At 58.1% G+C, this 17,419-nt stretch carries 7 protein-coding genes; 4 read left to right on the top strand and 3 right to left on the bottom strand.

Annotated features, from left to right (window positions below; translation table 11 throughout):
- Positions 1 to 7: 7 nt before the first annotated feature.
- Positions 8 to 1,237 carry a hypothetical protein gene (locus AC3Y64_RS22555; RefSeq protein WP_489985308.1) on the top strand — a complete coding sequence of 410 codons (1,230 nt, stop codon included), beginning with the start codon at positions 8 to 10 and terminating at the stop codon, positions 1,235 to 1,237.
- A 61-nt stretch (positions 1,238 to 1,298) separates the two neighbouring features.
- Here AC3Y64_RS22555 and AC3Y64_RS22550 read toward each other — a convergent pair whose 3' ends face one another.
- Entirely contained in the window at positions 1,299 to 6,347 is a 5,049-nt protein-coding gene (locus AC3Y64_RS22550) for an NEL-type E3 ubiquitin ligase domain-containing protein (protein WP_489985307.1), read from the bottom strand.
- Between the two features lie 156 nt (positions 6,348 to 6,503).
- Complete coding sequence (locus tag AC3Y64_RS22545) at positions 6,504 to 9,623, bottom strand: transglycosylase domain-containing protein (protein WP_489985306.1); 3,120 nt, start codon at positions 9,621 to 9,623, stop codon at positions 6,504 to 6,506.
- Between the two features lie 529 nt (positions 9,624 to 10,152).
- Between AC3Y64_RS22545 and AC3Y64_RS22540 the strand changes: the two genes are divergently transcribed.
- The 3 genes from AC3Y64_RS22540 to AC3Y64_RS22530 all read left to right on the top strand — a co-directional run bounded on the left by AC3Y64_RS22540 (position 10,153) and on the right by AC3Y64_RS22530 (position 15,714).
- Entirely contained in the window at positions 10,153 to 13,395 is a 3,243-nt protein-coding gene (locus AC3Y64_RS22540) for a hypothetical protein (protein ID WP_489985305.1), read from the top strand.
- A gap of 371 nt (positions 13,396 to 13,766) precedes the next feature.
- Positions 13,767 to 15,188: an amino acid permease gene (locus AC3Y64_RS22535; RefSeq protein ID WP_489985304.1), complete on the top strand. Its 1,422-nt coding sequence runs from the start codon at positions 13,767 to 13,769 to the stop codon at positions 15,186 to 15,188.
- Positions 15,189 to 15,351: 163 nt separating this feature from the next.
- Positions 15,352 to 15,714, top strand: coding sequence for a GtrA family protein (locus AC3Y64_RS22530; protein ID WP_489985303.1), 363 nt, complete (start codon positions 15,352 to 15,354; stop codon positions 15,712 to 15,714).
- Between the two features lie 36 nt (positions 15,715 to 15,750).
- On the opposite strand, the gene AC3Y64_RS22525 is transcribed toward AC3Y64_RS22530, so the two are convergent.
- A complete protein-coding gene (locus tag AC3Y64_RS22525) occupies positions 15,751 to 17,370 on the bottom strand; it encodes an FMN-binding glutamate synthase family protein (RefSeq protein ID WP_158961008.1) in 1,620 nt (539 codons plus the stop codon).
- Positions 17,371 to 17,419: the final 49 nt, after the last annotated feature.

Here is a 17,419-nt window from a genome sequence, read left to right as displayed (position 1 = left end):
AATGACGATGCCTGTTGCAAGCACGCTATGGCGCGCCGCTGCGTTGATGTTTGGTGGTTTATGGTTGCTGGTGGCGCCGGCGTCCAATGCGGCGGTTCAGGACATCACGGCGGTTTTTCGTCCGGATCCGGGCAACCCGATGGTCAATAAATTCACCAATACGACGCCACAAAGCGGCGTCTGCCCGGGACATATGCCGGCTCGCTGCGAAGCGCTGGGGATCTTCAGCATTCGCACCGAAGCCATCAAGTTCAATTCGATCGGGCCGATGGCTGCCGGGGAAACCGATAGCCGCAAACGGGTGATGTTCAAAGTGCCGTCCGATTGGCAGAGCTTCCAGGTGACCTCCAGTCTCGGCGAGCAGCAGACGGTCCAGATGCGCATTTCCGGTATCGGCAACCGCTTCGACATCCCCAATCCTCCGGGGGTACTGGCCTGGGGCGCAGATCCGAACTGGACCAACCCACCGGCGCCTTGCCAACACACGGGCATGTGGGCGGCGGGGCCAACGTTGAGGTTGTGGTTCTGGCTGATCCCGGAAGGTGCAGGGGCTTGCGGCATGGCATCGGAGGTGGATATTCCCAGGCTGCATTACTTCAACTTCGAATACACCTACGAGTTGCGCACGCCCAACCCGCTGGGCATGTCGACCGGCCAATACAGCGGTTCGATCACCTTCACTATCGGACCGAACATGGATTTCGATTTCGGCGACATCATGATTCCCACCGACAATCTGCTGACGTTCAATTTCACCCTGGACGTGGAGCATACGCTCAAGGTCGATGTGCCACCGGGTGGCAATCAGGTAGAGCTGCTGCCCCAGGGCGGATGGCAAGCCTGGCTGCAACGCAACCGGCGTCCCGAACGGTTGTTTCGCGACCAGACGTTCAATCTTTCCGCCTCCAGCCGTTTCCGCATGAATCTGGAGTGTCAGTACACCGACGGCGGCGACAACTGCTCGATTCAGGAGCCCGTCAGCGGCCATCGGGTGCCGTTGAACATCGCCGTGAGCCTGCCGGACGGCATCACCGACGGCTCCGGGCAATCGGTCAATCGACGTCGCCTGGTGCGCGACGGCACTGGCACCGAGCTGTTTTTGCCCGGGCACTACCTCGATCGCAAGCCGGGGACATTGCACTTTGAGGTCGGCAGCAAGGACGTCGAAAGCATGCTCGACGGCGTCAGCAAAACCTACCGTGGTCAGGTCACCGTGATCTGGGATTCGGCGGTCTGAGACCGGTTCGAGATCTTGCCATGGCACGCAAGATCTCGACGCCGTCAGTGAAGAACGTCCGTCAGAACCCGGCTTTTTCCAGCGCGTCGCGGGTCAGTCTGCGGTCGAGGTTTTTCTTGTTTTGCCCCAGGTCGAGATACAGCTGACCCCAGGTTTCTTCGCTCATCGGGTCGCCGGTGAAGATCAGTGCGTGCTCCACGGGAATCTCATCGGCGAGCACGATCATGCGCTGGCGCAAGCGCTCTTTCTCGGCCTCGGTCATCTGCGCGGAATCTGCCCACAGCGCCTGGGCTGTCCGCAGGTCTTCAATGGCAGCCACCTTGTCCTGGAACACCACGCGATTGCCCTCGAGTTCGTCAGGCCAGGTCTCTTGCATGAAGTCCGTCCAGACTTTCTGATCGAGCATGAGGTTGACCAGACCATCACCCTGTTCATCGGCCAGGATCTTGTCGTAAGCAAGGTCGATGGTCTCATCACTGACCCCGGCAATCTGGCGGTACAACATTTCTCGCGACTGCCATGGCAAGTCCAGGCGAGCGGCCAGACCGGTCTCGTAGGCCAGGTGTATTTCGACTTCATCAGGATTCCCTTGCCGTGCCCGCACATCGGCACGGGCGATTTCTGCGACTTCTTCGAGCCGTGCAGCACCTCGGGCGAGGCTGACCATCGAGGTCTGCAATTCCGATGGCGAGGTCGCCGAGGCGTGTGCTTCCGCAGCGAGCACCTTGACGCCCATGTTGTTGAACAGCTGCGCCCCGGCGTCCCCGCAGTTCGTCGGCGCCGTGGTCATGATGAACAGCTCTTCGCGCAAGCCGTCATCAAGGTACGCGGCATCAATGGTCCGCCAGACGCGATCGGACAATTCCAGGCGAGCCTCACCTTCGGCCAGGTAGTCGGCCGATTCTCTGAGCTTTTCGATGACTTTGAAAAAGCCCAGTGAATTTCGCTCCTTGGCCAGCGCTGACCAGGCCTCGGGACGGTAGGTTCCAAGGCCCGGGTTGCGATCGCCGAGGTTGCGGTCTTCGAATACCGGCCATTTACTCAACTCTCGATTGGCCAGCTCGGAATAGTAGAGGTACGGGCTGATACCGACTGATCTTCGGTAGTCTTCGTAGAGCGTGCGATTGGCTTCGGAGAGCGAATTGGAATACAGGCGCGTTCGGGCGACGATAAAAGCCTGCTCCGAACCCGGTACGACGACGGGCAGCTCGCTGATCGGGTTGTCCTGCATGTCGAGGAAGAAACCTCGCGGGCGGTGCATTTTGAAAAGACCTTGCGGCCAGGTGGTGATGTCGGTGTTGTTGAGGGTCAGCACTTTGAGCCGGGGCATCAGTTCGACGTTGATTTGCGCACCAAGGGGGTTGTCGTCCAGGCGCAGGGTTTCCAGGCGGGTCAGTTTGCGCAGGCTTTCGACGTCTTGCGCGCTGAGCCGGATGCGGTTTTCACTCAGGCGCAGGGTTTCAATGCCGTGCATCTTGCCTATGCGCTCCGGCAAACGCGTCAGCTCGCAATTTCTGGCACTCAGTTGGCGAAGGTTGCGAAAGTCTCTGAGCAAACTCGTGCCATCCGATTTCAGCCGAATGTTATCGACGTTGAGGACCCGGATCTGATCCACGAACTTGCCCAGCGCAGGCAGCTGCTTCCACCACCGCTCGATGTCGTAGTCGACCGCCTCGGTGGACAGGTCCAGAGCAAAACCTGCGCGCGGATCGGTGTGGCGTTTGCCAAGCACCTCGCTGCGGCGTTCGAAGCATTCGAGCAGTTGATCGCTCAGATGCTTGCCTCCGGTCATGATGTAGTCACTGCTGTGGCGACCCCAATTGACAATATTGTCGTACTGCCAGCGCTTGATCTGCGTGCGTAGCGCCTCCAGCTCACTCTCCATGCGGCTCAGGGTCAGGGCCGCATCACCACTGTCATCAAGGGATCTGACGAACGCGCTGACCTCTTTTTCGGAGAAGTGCGGATACAGGTCCGCCACTTGTTCCGCCAGCGTTCGCGGGCTTTTCGACAGCAACGGGCCGCGTAACAGCAATAGATCTTCGGTACGCACGTAGGGCGCAAGCTGTGGCTCCAGCGCCGTGCGCCGCACGCTGGGAGGCTCGGCCTGCGCCATCAGCCATTGCTTGAATGCCGGTCCTTCGCTGGTCAGGTAACCCAGTCGCTGGCGTTGCTCGTCCGGCAAGGCCTGCAGCACCGCGCGGTAAAAGTCCGTTGCCGGATACAGGCTGGCATTGGCCGGGTCGCGGATTTCATAGACATTGGTTTTGCCTTTGACCAGAACGCGCACGACCGAGGCGTCGAACGCGCCGGCCTGGCAAATCAGTTCGCCGTCGAATCGCTCAGCGCGCACTTCGATGCGAACGTCGCTCAGGGCGTCGGTGTACAGGCGCAGAACATTGAGCGTCATGCGCTCGGTATCGGCGTTGATCAGTTCATCGCGGTAAAAACCTTCGTAGCCCCGCGCGGTGCGGGTTTCCAGTGTCAGTTGTTCAGCGATACGTTGCAGGCGCAGCGGGATGCGTGCCTCATCGGTCATGATCTTGCGCTCGGTCGCCGTGGCCTGGGCCAGCAGATTGTCGATGCCTTGAACCGGGATCTCGGGAAACCTGTCGCGAATCTGCTGGGCCAGCGGTTGCAGCGGTTGTTCGCGGCTGGCGTAGTCCGCGTCGTAGAGTTTTCTGCGTTTGTCTTCGCAGACGTTGGCGATCCGCTCACGCAAGGCCTGAGTGCGATCCTGCAAAGAGCCGACCGGCATGTCGGGCGCCTGGTCGAGGATCATCGCCGTGCCGTTGTGATCCAGCGCGGCCATGACCGTGCCGAGCAGTTCGCCGTTGTGCACTTGCCGCTCCTCAAGTTGCACGACCAGTTTTTTACCCGCTGGCGCGAGGGTTTCGGTGTGCTCCCAGATCGGCTTGCCAACGCCATCGATGACCCGCATCGAGGCGTTTTTCGGCCACATGCCGAACTGGGTCATGATGTGCAGTTGCGTCACCGGGTCGGCTTGGCCATAGATCGCGGGATCATCGCTGCGCATCTGATCGAGAAAAATCTGGATGTCGCGGTCGATCTTCAACCGCGTCAACGTGTCGACAAGCAGGACCGGTGGCTGGCGGTTTTCCACGTACATACGGCGCAACTCGCCGGGGTCCGTGCCGCTGATCTTGCGCGCGGTCTCCAGCTGCGCGTCGCTCCGCTCGGCGACCGAAGGGCCGAGGCGACGCAGCAGGGTGGCGTCATCCCAGGTGCGCGGCTGTTCGATTTCGATCACATAAGTGCCCCGGCCGTTGAGCCTGACTTCAGGCTGATAGGCCTCGCCGCGTTGCGGATGCGCAATCCGGTGCTTCTCGGTTTTGGCGTCTTGGGTGACCTCGTAGTGTTTGTCGCCTACCCGCAGAATCTGCTTGCCGTTATGGCTATTGAGGCCGTTGGCTTCTGCTTGCGCTTCGCTGTGCAGGCCGAGGTCTTTCTGTTCGTAGGGGGCCAGATCCGGGTTCCACAAGCGGGTTTCACCGGCGGGCATTTTCACCGCGAGCAGGCCATCGACGAACTTCGATGCGCTGTTCAACAAGGGTTTGCCCGCGGCGAATCCGGCGCCGATGGCAGCCATTTGCGCCACTTCATCGAGTATCCCGACGAGATCGTCCAGGGCGTCGGACCATTGGTGTTTGCTCAGATCTTCAATCCCCTCGATGACTTCGCTACCGAGTTGATAAGCGGTGTACGCCAGCATGATTTCACCGAGCCCCGGGACAAACGGGGTGACCACCATGAGCGCGACATTGAACAGATCCGAGGCGATCTTGCGGAAGTTGTCCCACCAGGCCTTGCGCGCGTTGCTGTCGGCGTCCGCGGTGCAAATCGCAAGGTCGCGGGCATCCTTGAGCACCTTGTCGACTTTGCGCTGGTAAAGGTGTTCGGCCATGTTCTCGGTGAACGCGGTTCGAACGAATTGCAGGTCGGGTTGCTCCACGGCCGAGTCTCGCCATGCAGGCCGTTTATCGAGCACGTCATTGTGGTGAAAGGTGATCTTCGACACGCGTGCTTGCACGGCGGCGAAAAAATGCCCGCGTTGCTGTTGATCAACGAATTGACTGAAGAACTGCCGGTAGCTCATTTGCGTGGCCGGGGAGAGGGTGTCCTCACGCAACTGCCGGCTCAACTCGCGAATGAACGCTTTCCACGAGTCATACTGTTTCATCGGGTGATCAGGGTCGTGGGGGATGTAGACCACGATCGGATTGTCGCCGGTGTCCTGCTGCACAACCGGACCAAACACCACGATGCCGGTCAGCTTCGTTCCCAGCAGTGAAAGGTCACAGGTGTCAGCAACCTTGCCGACCAGGGTCAGGCTCTTTTTGCCTGCCAGCATGCCAGTGACGACCGAGTAAGCGTTCTCGGAAATATCGCCCGAGGCAACGGCCATGGCAGCGGCGGTCAGCAGCATCGCCTTTTCGTGGGCGATGATTTTTGCCTTGAACGCTTGGCTGGCCGTCGCGTCGACAGGCTGTATGACCTCTTTCAAATGCGCTTGGTATTGCTTGCCAATGTCCAGTTCCCGGCACAGGGCCATGAACTGCTTGATGGTCATGTTCCGCTGGATCGGTTTGATCGTGAATCGCCCGCTTGCGTCGGGTTGGCTGATGTACACCGAATCCTTTTCGATGAACGTTTCACCGGCGGCGAAATTGTGCAGCGCTGCGTCGAGCAAAGAGACCGTGCGGGTGGTCACGGCACCCAAGGGATCGGGCAACCCCCACAAGCTGTTTCTGGCCTGATACAGGCGCAGGCAGGTGGCGTTGACATCGACGATCACCGCGTACTTCTTTCGCAGTGCCTCGCGCAGCAGCGGCTCGGCAAACGCACGGGCGCCCTGGATCTGGCCGAGCGCCTGATCGACCGCATTCTGCGCCGTCCACGACGCTTTGTTGGTCACCGCCAGATCGGGGCTTTCGCTGTACCAATGTTCAATGTCGCGCTTGCCCCGGGCCAGCGCCTGGATCCTTTCGGGAGGGGCAGTCTGAAAGCAGTCGCTGAAGTTTCGTTTGAGCAGTTCGAGGTGTTTGTTTTTGGCTGCTGGAGTGCCCGCAGCTTGAGTTGAAACCGACATCGTGATCATCCTTGAGTCTCGATTGGGATGATCAGGCTAACGTCAGAAGCGGCAAATAAAACGCGCAAATTTCAGCGCGGCGAGCGCGCTTTCACCGCGAGATTCATTCGAAAACAGCCGCGAAAAAATACCTGGATACCACCACTGGAAAGAGCCCTAGCGCTGGGCTACCTCGGCGGGTTTGCAGGCCGTGTCGCTGCCCGGCTGCAAGTACGAGGTGAGTATCGGCGCCATGCCTTTGAGCACCTGCACCGGCAGCGCCGAAGTGAACTTGAAGTTCTCCGCCGATCGCCCGGGCACAAACGCGGTGAGCGTGCCAAAGTGGTGATCGCCGATGTAGAACACGAACGTCGCCGTACGGTTGATCGACTTCGAACTGAGAATCCGCCCGCCGGAACCGATGGCCTCGATGCGGTTGTCACCGGTGCCGGTCTTGCCGCCCATGGCCAACGGCGTGCCGTCGGCCAGTTTGAAACTGCCCGAGACACGTTTGGCCGTCCCGGCATCGACCACTTGCGACAACGCTTCACGCATGGCCGTAGCAACTTCTGATGGCATCACCCGTTTGCCGACATGCGGGTCGTTGACCAGTTTGGTTTCGTACGGTGTGCCTTGGGCAAAATGCAGGCTGTCGATGCGCAGGGTCGGCATGCGTACGCCATCGTTGAGGATCGTGCCGATCAACTCGGCCAGCGCCGCGGGACGATCCCCGGAGCTGCCGATGGCGGTGGCCAGTGACGGCACCAGATGATCGAACGGGTAGCCGACTTTCTGCCAGCGCTGGTGAATCTCGAGGAACGCTTCGATTTCCAGCATGGTGCGGATGCGGCTGTCACGGGCGCCCTTGTGCTTGCTTTTGAACAGCCAGCTGTAGACTTCCTGGCGCTCGAAATGGCTGGCTTTGACGATGTCCTTGAAGGTCGCGTCCGGGTTTTTCAACAGGTAGCCCATCATCCACAAGTCCAGCGGATGCACCTTGGCGATAAAGCCTTGGTCGGGCAAATCGTAGCTGCCGGGGCCGTAAGAATCGTAGAGACGGATCAGCCGGTCATCGGTGAGCTTTTCGGTGAGCTTGGCGCCTTTGAGATGCGCGCGCACAAAGGTATTGAAGTCTTCCTGACTGGCTTCCGGCAACAGATAACGATGCACCGCCGCCATGCGGATCGGCGTCGGGCGCATGCCGTCGAGGAAGGTGTCGAGGCGCGCCTGGGTGTCTTTGTTGCGGTATTTTTTCCAGAACTTGAGCTGAAACGAGGTGCCTTCGCGGTCGGCGAAATTGGCCAGGTATTCCTGCCGGCGCGGGTCGCGATCATCCTTGAGCAATTCGGCGCTGCTGTTGGGGCCCGAGTAGGTGACGTAGCGCACCACATCGCGCATCAGGCGAATGAACGGCAGGTTGATCGACTCGCGCAGGGCATCGCGCAGGGTCGGCAGGCGACCGTTGTCTTCCTTGCGAAAGTTATGGAACACATGCAGACCGCCACCGGTGAAAAACGCTTCGCCGGGGCTGGCCGAGTATTTGCGATCAAGCGCGGCGCCGAGCATCTTCGACAGGTCGTGATCCTTGTTCTGGATCAGATAGTCGATGACCCACTGGCTCAAGCGATCCTGATCGGGCACTTCGAGTTTCTTCAATTCCGGCACGCTCAAGGCGCCGTACTTGTCGTGCAGTTCGGCGATGATCTGCAGGTAGGTGGTCAGTACGCGCATCTTCGCCGTCGAGCCGAGTTCCAGTTTGCTGCCTTCGTTGATGTCGAACGGCTGGTCGGTGCTGTCGGTCTGCACCCGCACGCGGGAACCGTCCGGGGTCAGTTCGAACAGGGTGAAGCTGTAACGCACCTGGGTGGTGCTGGTCGGCGTCAGCAGGCGTTCGCCGAGCAGGCCGATCTGCGCGGCGAAGGCCGGGTCGGCGAGTTTTTTCAGGTACTCGGTGGCTTGGGTTTGCAGGTCACCTTGCAAGGTGCTGGTGGCCGAGAGGTCGAGGCGGTCCAGATCGTAGAGCGGACGATTGAGCATGCTCGCCAGACGGCTGCGGGCCGCGCTGATGCCCTTGTTGGTTTCAATCGGCTGCATGGTCGGCTGGGTCTGCCAGTCGCGATAGCTGACCTTGCTGGCCAGCGCGGCATCGGCAAGGGCGCTGTCGACTACACCGCTCTGTTTGAGCAGGCGCAGGTGGCTGTCGGTGAGGTCGGTGAGTTCTTCGCGACCCTTGTTCAAATAATGCGAAGGGCGGCGCTGGGCGATCATCAGCGAAAGCATTTCACGCAGGGCCAGACCCTTGTCGGCCATGGTTTTCGGGTCGGTGGCCGGGCTGTTCAGTTGTTCGTTGGCTTTGGTGAAGTCGCTGCCGTACCAGACGCGCAAACCTTCGGCCATGCCATGCACTTCGCCGTGGCCCGGCACCGCCGAGAGCGGCACGCTGTTGAGGTAATCGCGGACGATGTTCTGCCGCGCGCCGAGGGTTTGCGGGCCGTCCTGATACGCGCGCACGCTGGCGGACATCATCTGCCGCAGCTTTTCCGCGCCGGACACCGTCAGGCCGTCAGGGGAATGCCGGTATTTTTCCAGCTGCGTGGCCAAGGTGCTGCCGCCGGCCGACTGACCGGGCAAATGCAGCAGCTTCGCCACTTGTGACCACGCCGCCATGCCGAAGCGCGGCCAGTCCACCGCCGGATTGGCCAGCGGTTGTTTGGGATCGAGCAGAAAGCGGTTTTCGATGAATAACAGACTGCTGACCACCACCGGCGGAATGGCAGCGAAGTTCGAGTACAGCTGTTGCGGGTAGTTGTATTTGTACAGCGGCGCGGCCCGGCAATCGGTGATCGACAGCCCGGCCTGAATCTTCTCCGAGTAGGGCACGAACAGGCCCTTGTCGGTGTAGCTGAGCAGGGCGGGGGAGAAGCGGGTTTGCTCGGTGACCACGTAATCGCGTTTGAGCAGGCGCGGCAGGAATTCGTCGAGTGAGCTATAGCCCAAACGCAAATCGAAAGGGCCATTGCCCGGATAACGAATCGCTTCGCTCGGACCCGGTTCGAGCTTGTAGGTCAATTTCGCCGCATATTGGCTGAGCTCACGGGCCTGAAACCGCGAGGTGCGCATTTCCTTGGACGCCGCCAACCCCACGACAATCGCGATAATCACCAGCAACAACCAAAACGCCTTCCAGCCATGCCGGTGACGGCGTGGTTTTTCAGGTTTTTCAGGGGGAGACGCTTCATCCACACGTTCAGTCGGGACCACGGTTTTACTCGAATCGGTTTGCCACAAAGCGCCCATAGTCGACTGATCCATTCACGCAGATTGATCGGACTTGTCTGAAGCTTAGACGCTGGTTCGGCGGTGGGAGGAGGAATTGCGCAGGGCAGACGCATTTTCTTTGCGCCCGCGCGGAGCATCCTGTGCCGTGTTTCGAGCGGACTGTTGATCCGACACGGTTGTCGCCACAGCAAGAGTGTTCTGCCGCCATAAAAGTGTGGCCGGTTATTGGCAATTTTTTGTCGGGTGTATGAAGGTTTGCGGAAGTAACCATCTATAAGTTTTTATTGAGTTCAGATTTTTATGCTGCTCTGCGCTGAGTATATTCGGCTATCGGAGCGGGTCTGCTTATCACTGCGTGTTGTATTTGGATGTTGCTTGTGGGGCACGATTGTTGATGTGTAATTTTTGCGGAGGGTTAAATCGGGGGTGTGTTCAGTGTGGTGTGTGACGGTGTAATAACCTGGAAATGCATATTGTCTTCTTTTTGAATAAGCGTTGCTGTTTTCTATTGGCAGGTTTATTCGTTTTTCTAATTAAGGAAGATTACATGTCTGATTCCAATGGTTCTTCGTTGGCAGTTGTTCCTGCGTCCGGTCATGATGTTGATCAGCTGTTTGCAGAAATTGACGCTCTATTGCCACACGCGTTTGGCGATTTCACAGGGGCGTTATCCTGGACAGTGCCCTGGAATACCGTTCAACAGACCAGCGCCTATAACGCGGCGATAGATTACCTTCAGACGCTCGACAGTTACGGAAAATCGAGGCTGGGGATACTGGATCATTTGAATGGTGGCGAGCCACTTTCCGCTGCAGTATTGGCCGACCCCGCCAGCGCGCTGGAAGCCCTTGTCCGCAGTTCCAGGGGTCAGGCACTTGGGCTTGCGGTGCAGACGCAGATGAACTCCATTGCAACTGATATGAGTATTGATGAACACGCTTTGGCCGCTATTCAATTGGTCTTAGGAAAGCGGTCTATTGGCATCGCTGATCGAAACAACATCGCTGATTTTGATCTGGCAAATAGTCGACACTGGGGCCAGACCGCCTCAACGATCGTTAAAAACTTCGAGGATTTCCTGACGCAATCTTCCAAGAGCAGTGCGGCGATGTCCGGTTTGACCGCGCATGTCGTGCTGGCAGGTTACGCCAGTGTCTACCTGATCAAGGATATCCCCGACAGCGTGAGGTATGGCAGTGCTGCCTGGGTCAACCTGGCGGTTGCTGCGGCACTCATGGAAGCTCAGACCCCGGGGAAAGTCGCCAGGATGACGTTCGGCCAGGTGATGATCCTCGCGGAAAATTCTCAGCTGAATGATCCCGACATCGCCCGGTTGGCCCAGACATTGGCGATGATCGATTGGGGGTTCGCCAATGGCTTGATCGAAGAGAACGCCTACGATCGTGTAACCGACGCACAGTTGGGCGCTATTGCACGGGAATTCAATCGACGCTCTACCGAGCGGCTTGAAGCTTCGGAGTTGTTGAGTAGCAAGATTCCGAGTCGCAGGGAAATTGCCCTGGGAAAACTGAAAGAAAAGTTTCCGGGCAACGTCCCATTCGAAACCCCTCTGTTTTACGACGCAAGATCGGGCGTTGATGTCGGAGTGGATGAAGTCTTTTCAGCCACATGGGGCCTGCATTCGCTATTGGATATCGCGATGATGGGAGGGCCGCCTTACTATATCTGGAGTACTGACAACTTTCGTTATTCATACCTTCTTGGTGACATCAACTCACCGCTTGAACTTGATGTGGAGAAGGATTTTGCAACTCAGTTCAACGCCACGATTCGGTCTCTCAAAAAAGGTGCAATGACGACCATCAAACATTTGATTTCCCAGTTGCCACTGCAGGACAGGATACATCTGGAACATGGCAGGATAGACTTCTATCAGAGCAAGCTCTATAAGATCGGCACTGATTTCTGGAAGAAAGAACTTATTGATACCCGCCCTGAATTAACACTGAAGGTTGAATTCATGGGGCAGGTTACGTTGTATCGTATTGATTTAAACAAGGGAGAAATAAGGAGGGATCCTAAACATCCTGGAAAAGATACGGAGAGGTCGGACTCGACCAGCCCGAGTCTCATTCATACCACGGAACTTTTTCATCCTGAACGTCCGATGCTGGCCACGAGCTCTGACAACTTTCCGCTACCCACTCCCGTGAGTTATTCCAGCCAGAGAACTTTTGAAATTGCCCATGCCTTCATGCTGCATCTCGACCTGGACAATAAAAAAGTCTTGCAGGAAGCCAGAGGTCAGACCACCCAAGACAAGCATGCGGCAACCCTGCAGGCTGCAGTCGATTTTGTAGTGAACCTGATCCCGTTCAAATCGGCCATTTCCAGTTTTATAAAAGGCGACTACTTCGGCGGCGCAATGGATCTGTTCATGGATGTACTGGGATTTGTCACCGCCGGCGCGGGCATTGCCTCCAAATTGGCCAACGTCGCAACCAAGGCCGCCTCGGGACTCGGCAAGGCACTGCGCGCCGCCAAAATCATCGGGACGTTCGTCATCGGCGAACTTAATCCATTAAGCGGGATACCTGAACTGTTGAGAGGCACCGCGAGTGTCCTGGGCAAAGGTTTCAGGTTTGTCGGTGTGCACGCTCTGCGCCAGATCGACAAGCTGCGCAATGCGCCGGATGGTTATAAATTGCTGCAAGTGCTGGGCAAGGAACACGGCCCGACTTTGCTAGGCACCTTCAAGGTGGGTGACGAAAGTATCGCTGGCGTTGGGGTGCTGAAAAACGGTCAGTGGTACGCCTACAACGCTCAAACCAACCGGCTCTATGGCTCTGCTGGAAACTTCACGCCTAAATCTCCGGATACGCATCGGCTTTATGGGCCGAATACAAATCATCCCGGCTACTTCGTGGAATATCACAGTAATTTGTTGAATGCGCGGGCTCCGCAAAATTTTCCGTCCTATCAAAAGGGTTTTGACAGTGGAAGCCTGGAACGGATAGCGGGCTACACCCCCACAATGCCGCTTCAGGATCTCTATACGTTAGCGTCTCGACCCGGCTTGAGCCCCGAACAGATTGGCGCTGTCACAAGGGAAATCAAAAAGAGGCTTCTCGATGATGCGGCTTACTTTTCCAGCTTGCTTCTGCAAGACGTTCAGGGCGGCGGGGTGAAAGTCACGCCCTTATCGCAGAGCTATTACGCAGCTTATGTTGATCTGACAACCAAAGGGGAGTGCGCAGGGTTGGCGAATGCCATGGCAGTGGCCATGCATTACGGCAAGGAACAAACGTTTCTACAAAACTTCTACAAGGTGGCGTCCAGATCGGATAACCCGGCTTCACAAAAATTTATTAGAGATTTGAGAAGCTTTCAGGACAAGGTAGCCCGCTTCGATACATTTCATCCTAATGTCACGCCTGATGTGATGAGTGCCGACAACATCATTGCCAACCTGCTGGCTTCTCCTGATTCCAAAAGCCTCAGAATCAGCACCCGAGATCACGCAATGGTCGCGGGGACAAGAGTGGTCGACGGCCAATCATCATGGTTTTTCTACGACCCCAATGCAGGGTTGGCAAAATTTGAAACCATCCAATCCATGAAAAACGGTCTGCATAAAGTGCTGGAAAGTGGTGCGCTCCCCAGTACCTATACGACCTTCAAAAATACGAAAGGCGGTCGGGTGTATCAAGTCAGCGAATTTCGTCTCGCTGATATTGAACCGGATTACATAGATCGCGTTGAGGACTTGTCACACACCGAGTTGCCGGATTTGCCCGATGAGCTTTTTTCGATTCAGATCGCGCTGTGAATCCTTCCCGCTGCAATAAGCATCGGACCTGAGTCGGTTTTGCTCCACGAAAAACCCGGTGCTTAAGGCGCGGCGCACCAAGGTTGTGCAATACTCGCGGCCGTTTTTGGTTGTGAGTTTTCCTACAAAGGCCAGTTGATCTTTCAGGTCGACTGGCTCCTTCGCGACAACTCCCGCTGAATCTTGTGGTTTATAGAGTGAAAAGCCCTACCCAAGGGTTTTTATACTGCACGCCCCGCTGATCTTTCAGGTTGTCCTGCAAGACGCGTCTGCCCACAAAGCAGGCACGGTTTCATTTCAAGCCAAGGCTTATCGGCCGACGCTTCGACACTCGGTGGTCATATCCAATAACAAGACGAGGTTGTACCCCTATGCCAGTCGGCAATCACCTGCCTCACGGCGACACCGCTCAGGGCGGTCCGCTAAAACGCGAACTCGGCGAACGGCATATTCGCCTGATGGCGCTCGGTGCCTGTATCGGCGTCGGTCTTTTTCTAGGTTCGGCCAAGGCCATCGAAATGGCCGGCCCGGCGATCATGATTTCCTACATCCTGGGTGGTCTGGCGATTCTGGTGATCATGCGCGCCCTCGGCGAGATGGCCGTGCACAATCCGGTGGCCGGTTCGTTCAGCCGTTACGCGCAAGACTATCTCGGCCCCTTGGCGGGCTTCCTCACCGGCTGGAATTACTGGTTCCTGTGGCTGGTGACCTGCGTCGCAGAAATCACTGCGGTGGCCGTGTACATGGGCATCTGGTTCCCCGATGTACCGCGCTGGATCTGGGCGCTTGCGGCGCTGGTCAGCATGGGCTCGATCAACCTGATCGCGGTGAAGGCTTTCGGTGAATTCGAGTTCTGGTTCGCCCTGATCAAGATCGTCACCATCATCGCCATGGTCATCGGCGGCGTCGGCATCATCGCCTTCGGGTTCGGCAATGACGGCGTGGCGCTGGGCATTTCCAATCTGTGGGCCTACGGCGGCTTCATGCCCAATGGCGTAACCGGCGTGCTGATGTCCCTGCAGATGGTCATGTTCGCCTACCTCGGCGTCGAGATGATCGGCCTGACGGCCGGTGAAGCGAAGAACCCGCAGAAGACCATTCCCGATGCGATCGGCTCGGTGTTTTGGCGGATTCTGTTGTTCTACGTCGGCGCGCTGTTCGTGATTCTGTCGATCTACCCGTGGAATGAAATCGGCACCCAGGGCAGTCCGTTCGTGATGACTTTCGAGCGTCTGGGCATCAAGACCGCCGCCGGCATCATCAACTTCGTGGTGATCACCGCTGCGCTGTCGTCGTGCAACGGCGGCATCTTCAGCACCGGGCGCATGCTCTACAGCCTGGCGCAGAACGGCCAGGCGCCGGCGGGTTTTGCCAAGACCTCGAACAACGGTGTACCGCGTCGCGCGTTGCTGTTGTCGATCGCTGCATTGCTGCTGGGCGTGCTGCTCAACTATCTGGTGCCGGAAAAAGTCTTCGTCTGGGTGACTTCGATCGCAACCTTCGGTGCGATCTGGACCTGGGTGATGATCCTGCTGGCCCAACTGAAATTCCGCAAAGGCCTGAGCGCCAGCGAACGCGCCGGCCTCAAATACAAGATGTGGCTGTACCCGGTCAGCTCGTACTTTGCCCTCGCATTCCTGGTGCTGGTGGTCGGCCTGATGGCGTACTTCCCGGACACCCGCGTGGCGCTTTACATCGGCCCGGCGTTTCTGGTGCTGCTGACGGTGCTGTTCTACGTGTTCAAGCTGCAACCGAGCAATGCGTCGCAAGGTGCGGTGCGTTCCGCTTCGTAACGGCTACTCGCTGAAACAGCAAAGCCCCGGTCGCCAGATCGGGGCTTTTTTATTGCACCATCCGTCGGATTTGGGCCCCCACCTGTAATTTCTGACAGTAGACCAAAGTGGGCCGCAGGCTTAGCGTGAGTCTCCGTCCAATCCAGAGTGGCAAGGAGAGGTGATGAAGGGATTCTCTGCACTGATGGTCATCGGCGTGGCCGACGCATTGATTCACTGGCAAGTGTTCTTCGTCATGAGCAGCGCCGGCGGGCTGACTCAGGCGGCCAGCAATTTCACGGCGTTTTGCGTGGCGGCCGCGTTCACGGTTTATGTGAACATGCTGTACATCTTCGAAACCGGCACGTCGATGCTCGGCTATCTGCTGTTTATTGCGGCGATGGGCGGCGTGAGTTTTGGCATCGGCTCTTTGGGCGATGCGCGAGCGCTGCATGGATTGGTCACGGTGGCGACGTTTACCGGGATCAATCTGTTGCTGGCGTACTGCTTTTTTCGTTTTGTGTTGTTTCGCATTCGTGAGGTTTGAAGCGCCAGCCCGTTTCACAGACTGGCGCTTTGTCCTCTATGCCGCCGCGATCTCGTTCGGCTCGAAACTGTCGGCCCGCGCCATCTGCCACATGCGCGAATAGAACTCGCCGTTGACTTCCCCGGTGAGCAGTTCACCCGGCTTCAGGAACACGTGCAGTTGCGAGAACAGTTTGATTTCAGTCGCTGACATGCGTCGCACCAAGTGCTTGGCCGACAGTTGCGAGGGATGCTCAAGCCCCGCCGCTGCGAGCATTTCCGCCAAGGCTTTCAGCGTGCTGCGATGGAAGTTGAACACGCGCTGCGCTTTGTCCGGAACCACCAGTGCGCGTTGGCGCAAAGCGTCCTGGGTGGCAACGCCGGTCGGGCATTTATTGGTGTGGCACGACTGCGACTGGATGCAGCCGATGGCGAACATGAAGCCACGGGCGGAGTTGGCCCAGTCGGCACCGATGGCCAGCACACTAGCGATGTCGAAGGCACTGACGATCTTGCCACTGGCGCCGAGCTTGATCTTGTCGCGCAGATTGAGGCCGACCAAGGTGTTGTGAACGAACAGCAAACCTTCGCGCATCGGCACGCCGATGTGGTCGGTGAATTCCACGGGCGCCGCGCCGGTGCCGCCTTCCTTGCCGTCGACCACGATAAAGTCAGGGAGGATGCCGGTTTCCAGCATGGCTTTGGCGATGCCCATGAACTCCCACGGATGGCCGAGGCAAAACTTGAAGCCCACCGGTTTGCCGCCGGACAGTTCGCGTAATTGCTGGATGAAATGCATCATCTCGATCGGCGTGGAAAATGCGCTGTGGCGTGAGGGCGACACGCAGTCCTCGCCCATCATGATGCCGCGTGTTTCAGCGATTTCCTTGGTGACTTTGTGTTTGGGCAGGATGCCGCCGTGGCCGGGTTTGGCGCCTTGGCTCATCTTGATTTCGATCATCCGCACTTGCGGGTTTTGCGCTTGGGTGGCGAAGCGTTCCGGGTCGAAGCGGCCATCGCTGGTGCGGCAGCCGAAGTAGCCGCTGCCCAGTTCCCACGTCAGGTCGCCGCCGTGTTCGCGGTGATACGGGCTGATGCTGCCTTCGCCGGTGTCGTGGGCGAAGTTGCCCAGCTTCGCACCTTGGTTGAGGGCGCGAATCGCATTGGCGCTGAGCGAGCCGAAGCTCATTGCCGAGATGTTGAACACCGACGCCGAGTACGGCTGCGAACACTGCGGGCCGCCGACGGTGACGCGGAAACTGTTGGGGTCGCTCAACGGCGCCGGACGCATCGAGTGGCCGATGAATTCGAAACCCGCCTGATAGACATCGATCAGCGTGCCGAACGGTTTGTCGGCGGTTTCGTTTTTCGCCCGCGAATAGACCAGCGAGCGCTGGGCGCGGGAGAAGGGCAGGGCATCGCTGTCGGATTCCAGCAGGTACTGGCGAATCTCCGGACGGATGCCTTCGACCAGGTAGCGGATGTTGCCGAGGATCGGGTAGTTGCGGCGTACCGCATGCGGTGTCTGTAGCAGATCGAACAGACCGAGCAGGCTCAATACACCGGTAACGGCAGTGATCGGCCACAGCCAGTCATGTTCGAGGAAAGGCAGACTGGCGAGGGTGAAAATCACGCAGACGGCAAAGAAGGCGTAGCGGCTCAGGAGTGACAGGCTCATACGGTTTCCTTGGTTCGGACTCGGTACGTAAGGCAACTTCACCAAACGA

The sequence above is a fragment of the Pseudomonas sp. 4CAES_32.4 genome, assembly GCF_058136335.1.
The sequence above is the reverse complement of the archived record's forward strand: the minus strand, read 5'-3'. Positions and strand labels throughout refer to the sequence as shown.

What these genes read in the sequence shown, in the direction of transcription:
- AC3Y64_RS22530 (WP_489985303.1), top strand. Translation starts at nt 15,352, where the DNA reads ATGAAGGGATTCTCTGCACTGATGGTCATCGGCGTGGCCGACGCATTG.
- AC3Y64_RS22525 (WP_158961008.1), bottom strand. Translation starts at nt 17,370, where the DNA reads ATGAGCCTGTCACTCCTGAGCCGCTACGCCTTCTTTGCCGTCTGCGTG.
- AC3Y64_RS22540 (WP_489985305.1), top strand. Translation starts at nt 10,153, where the DNA reads ATGTCTGATTCCAATGGTTCTTCGTTGGCAGTTGTTCCTGCGTCCGGT.
- AC3Y64_RS22550 (WP_489985307.1), bottom strand. Translation starts at nt 6,347, where the DNA reads ATGTCGGTTTCAACTCAAGCTGCGGGCACTCCAGCAGCCAAAAACAAA.
- AC3Y64_RS22535 (WP_489985304.1), top strand. Translation starts at nt 13,767, where the DNA reads ATGCCAGTCGGCAATCACCTGCCTCACGGCGACACCGCTCAGGGCGGT.
- AC3Y64_RS22555 (WP_489985308.1), top strand. Translation starts at nt 8, where the DNA reads ATGCCTGTTGCAAGCACGCTATGGCGCGCCGCTGCGTTGATGTTTGGT.
- AC3Y64_RS22545 (WP_489985306.1), bottom strand. Translation starts at nt 9,623, where the DNA reads ATGGGCGCTTTGTGGCAAACCGATTCGAGTAAAACCGTGGTCCCGACT.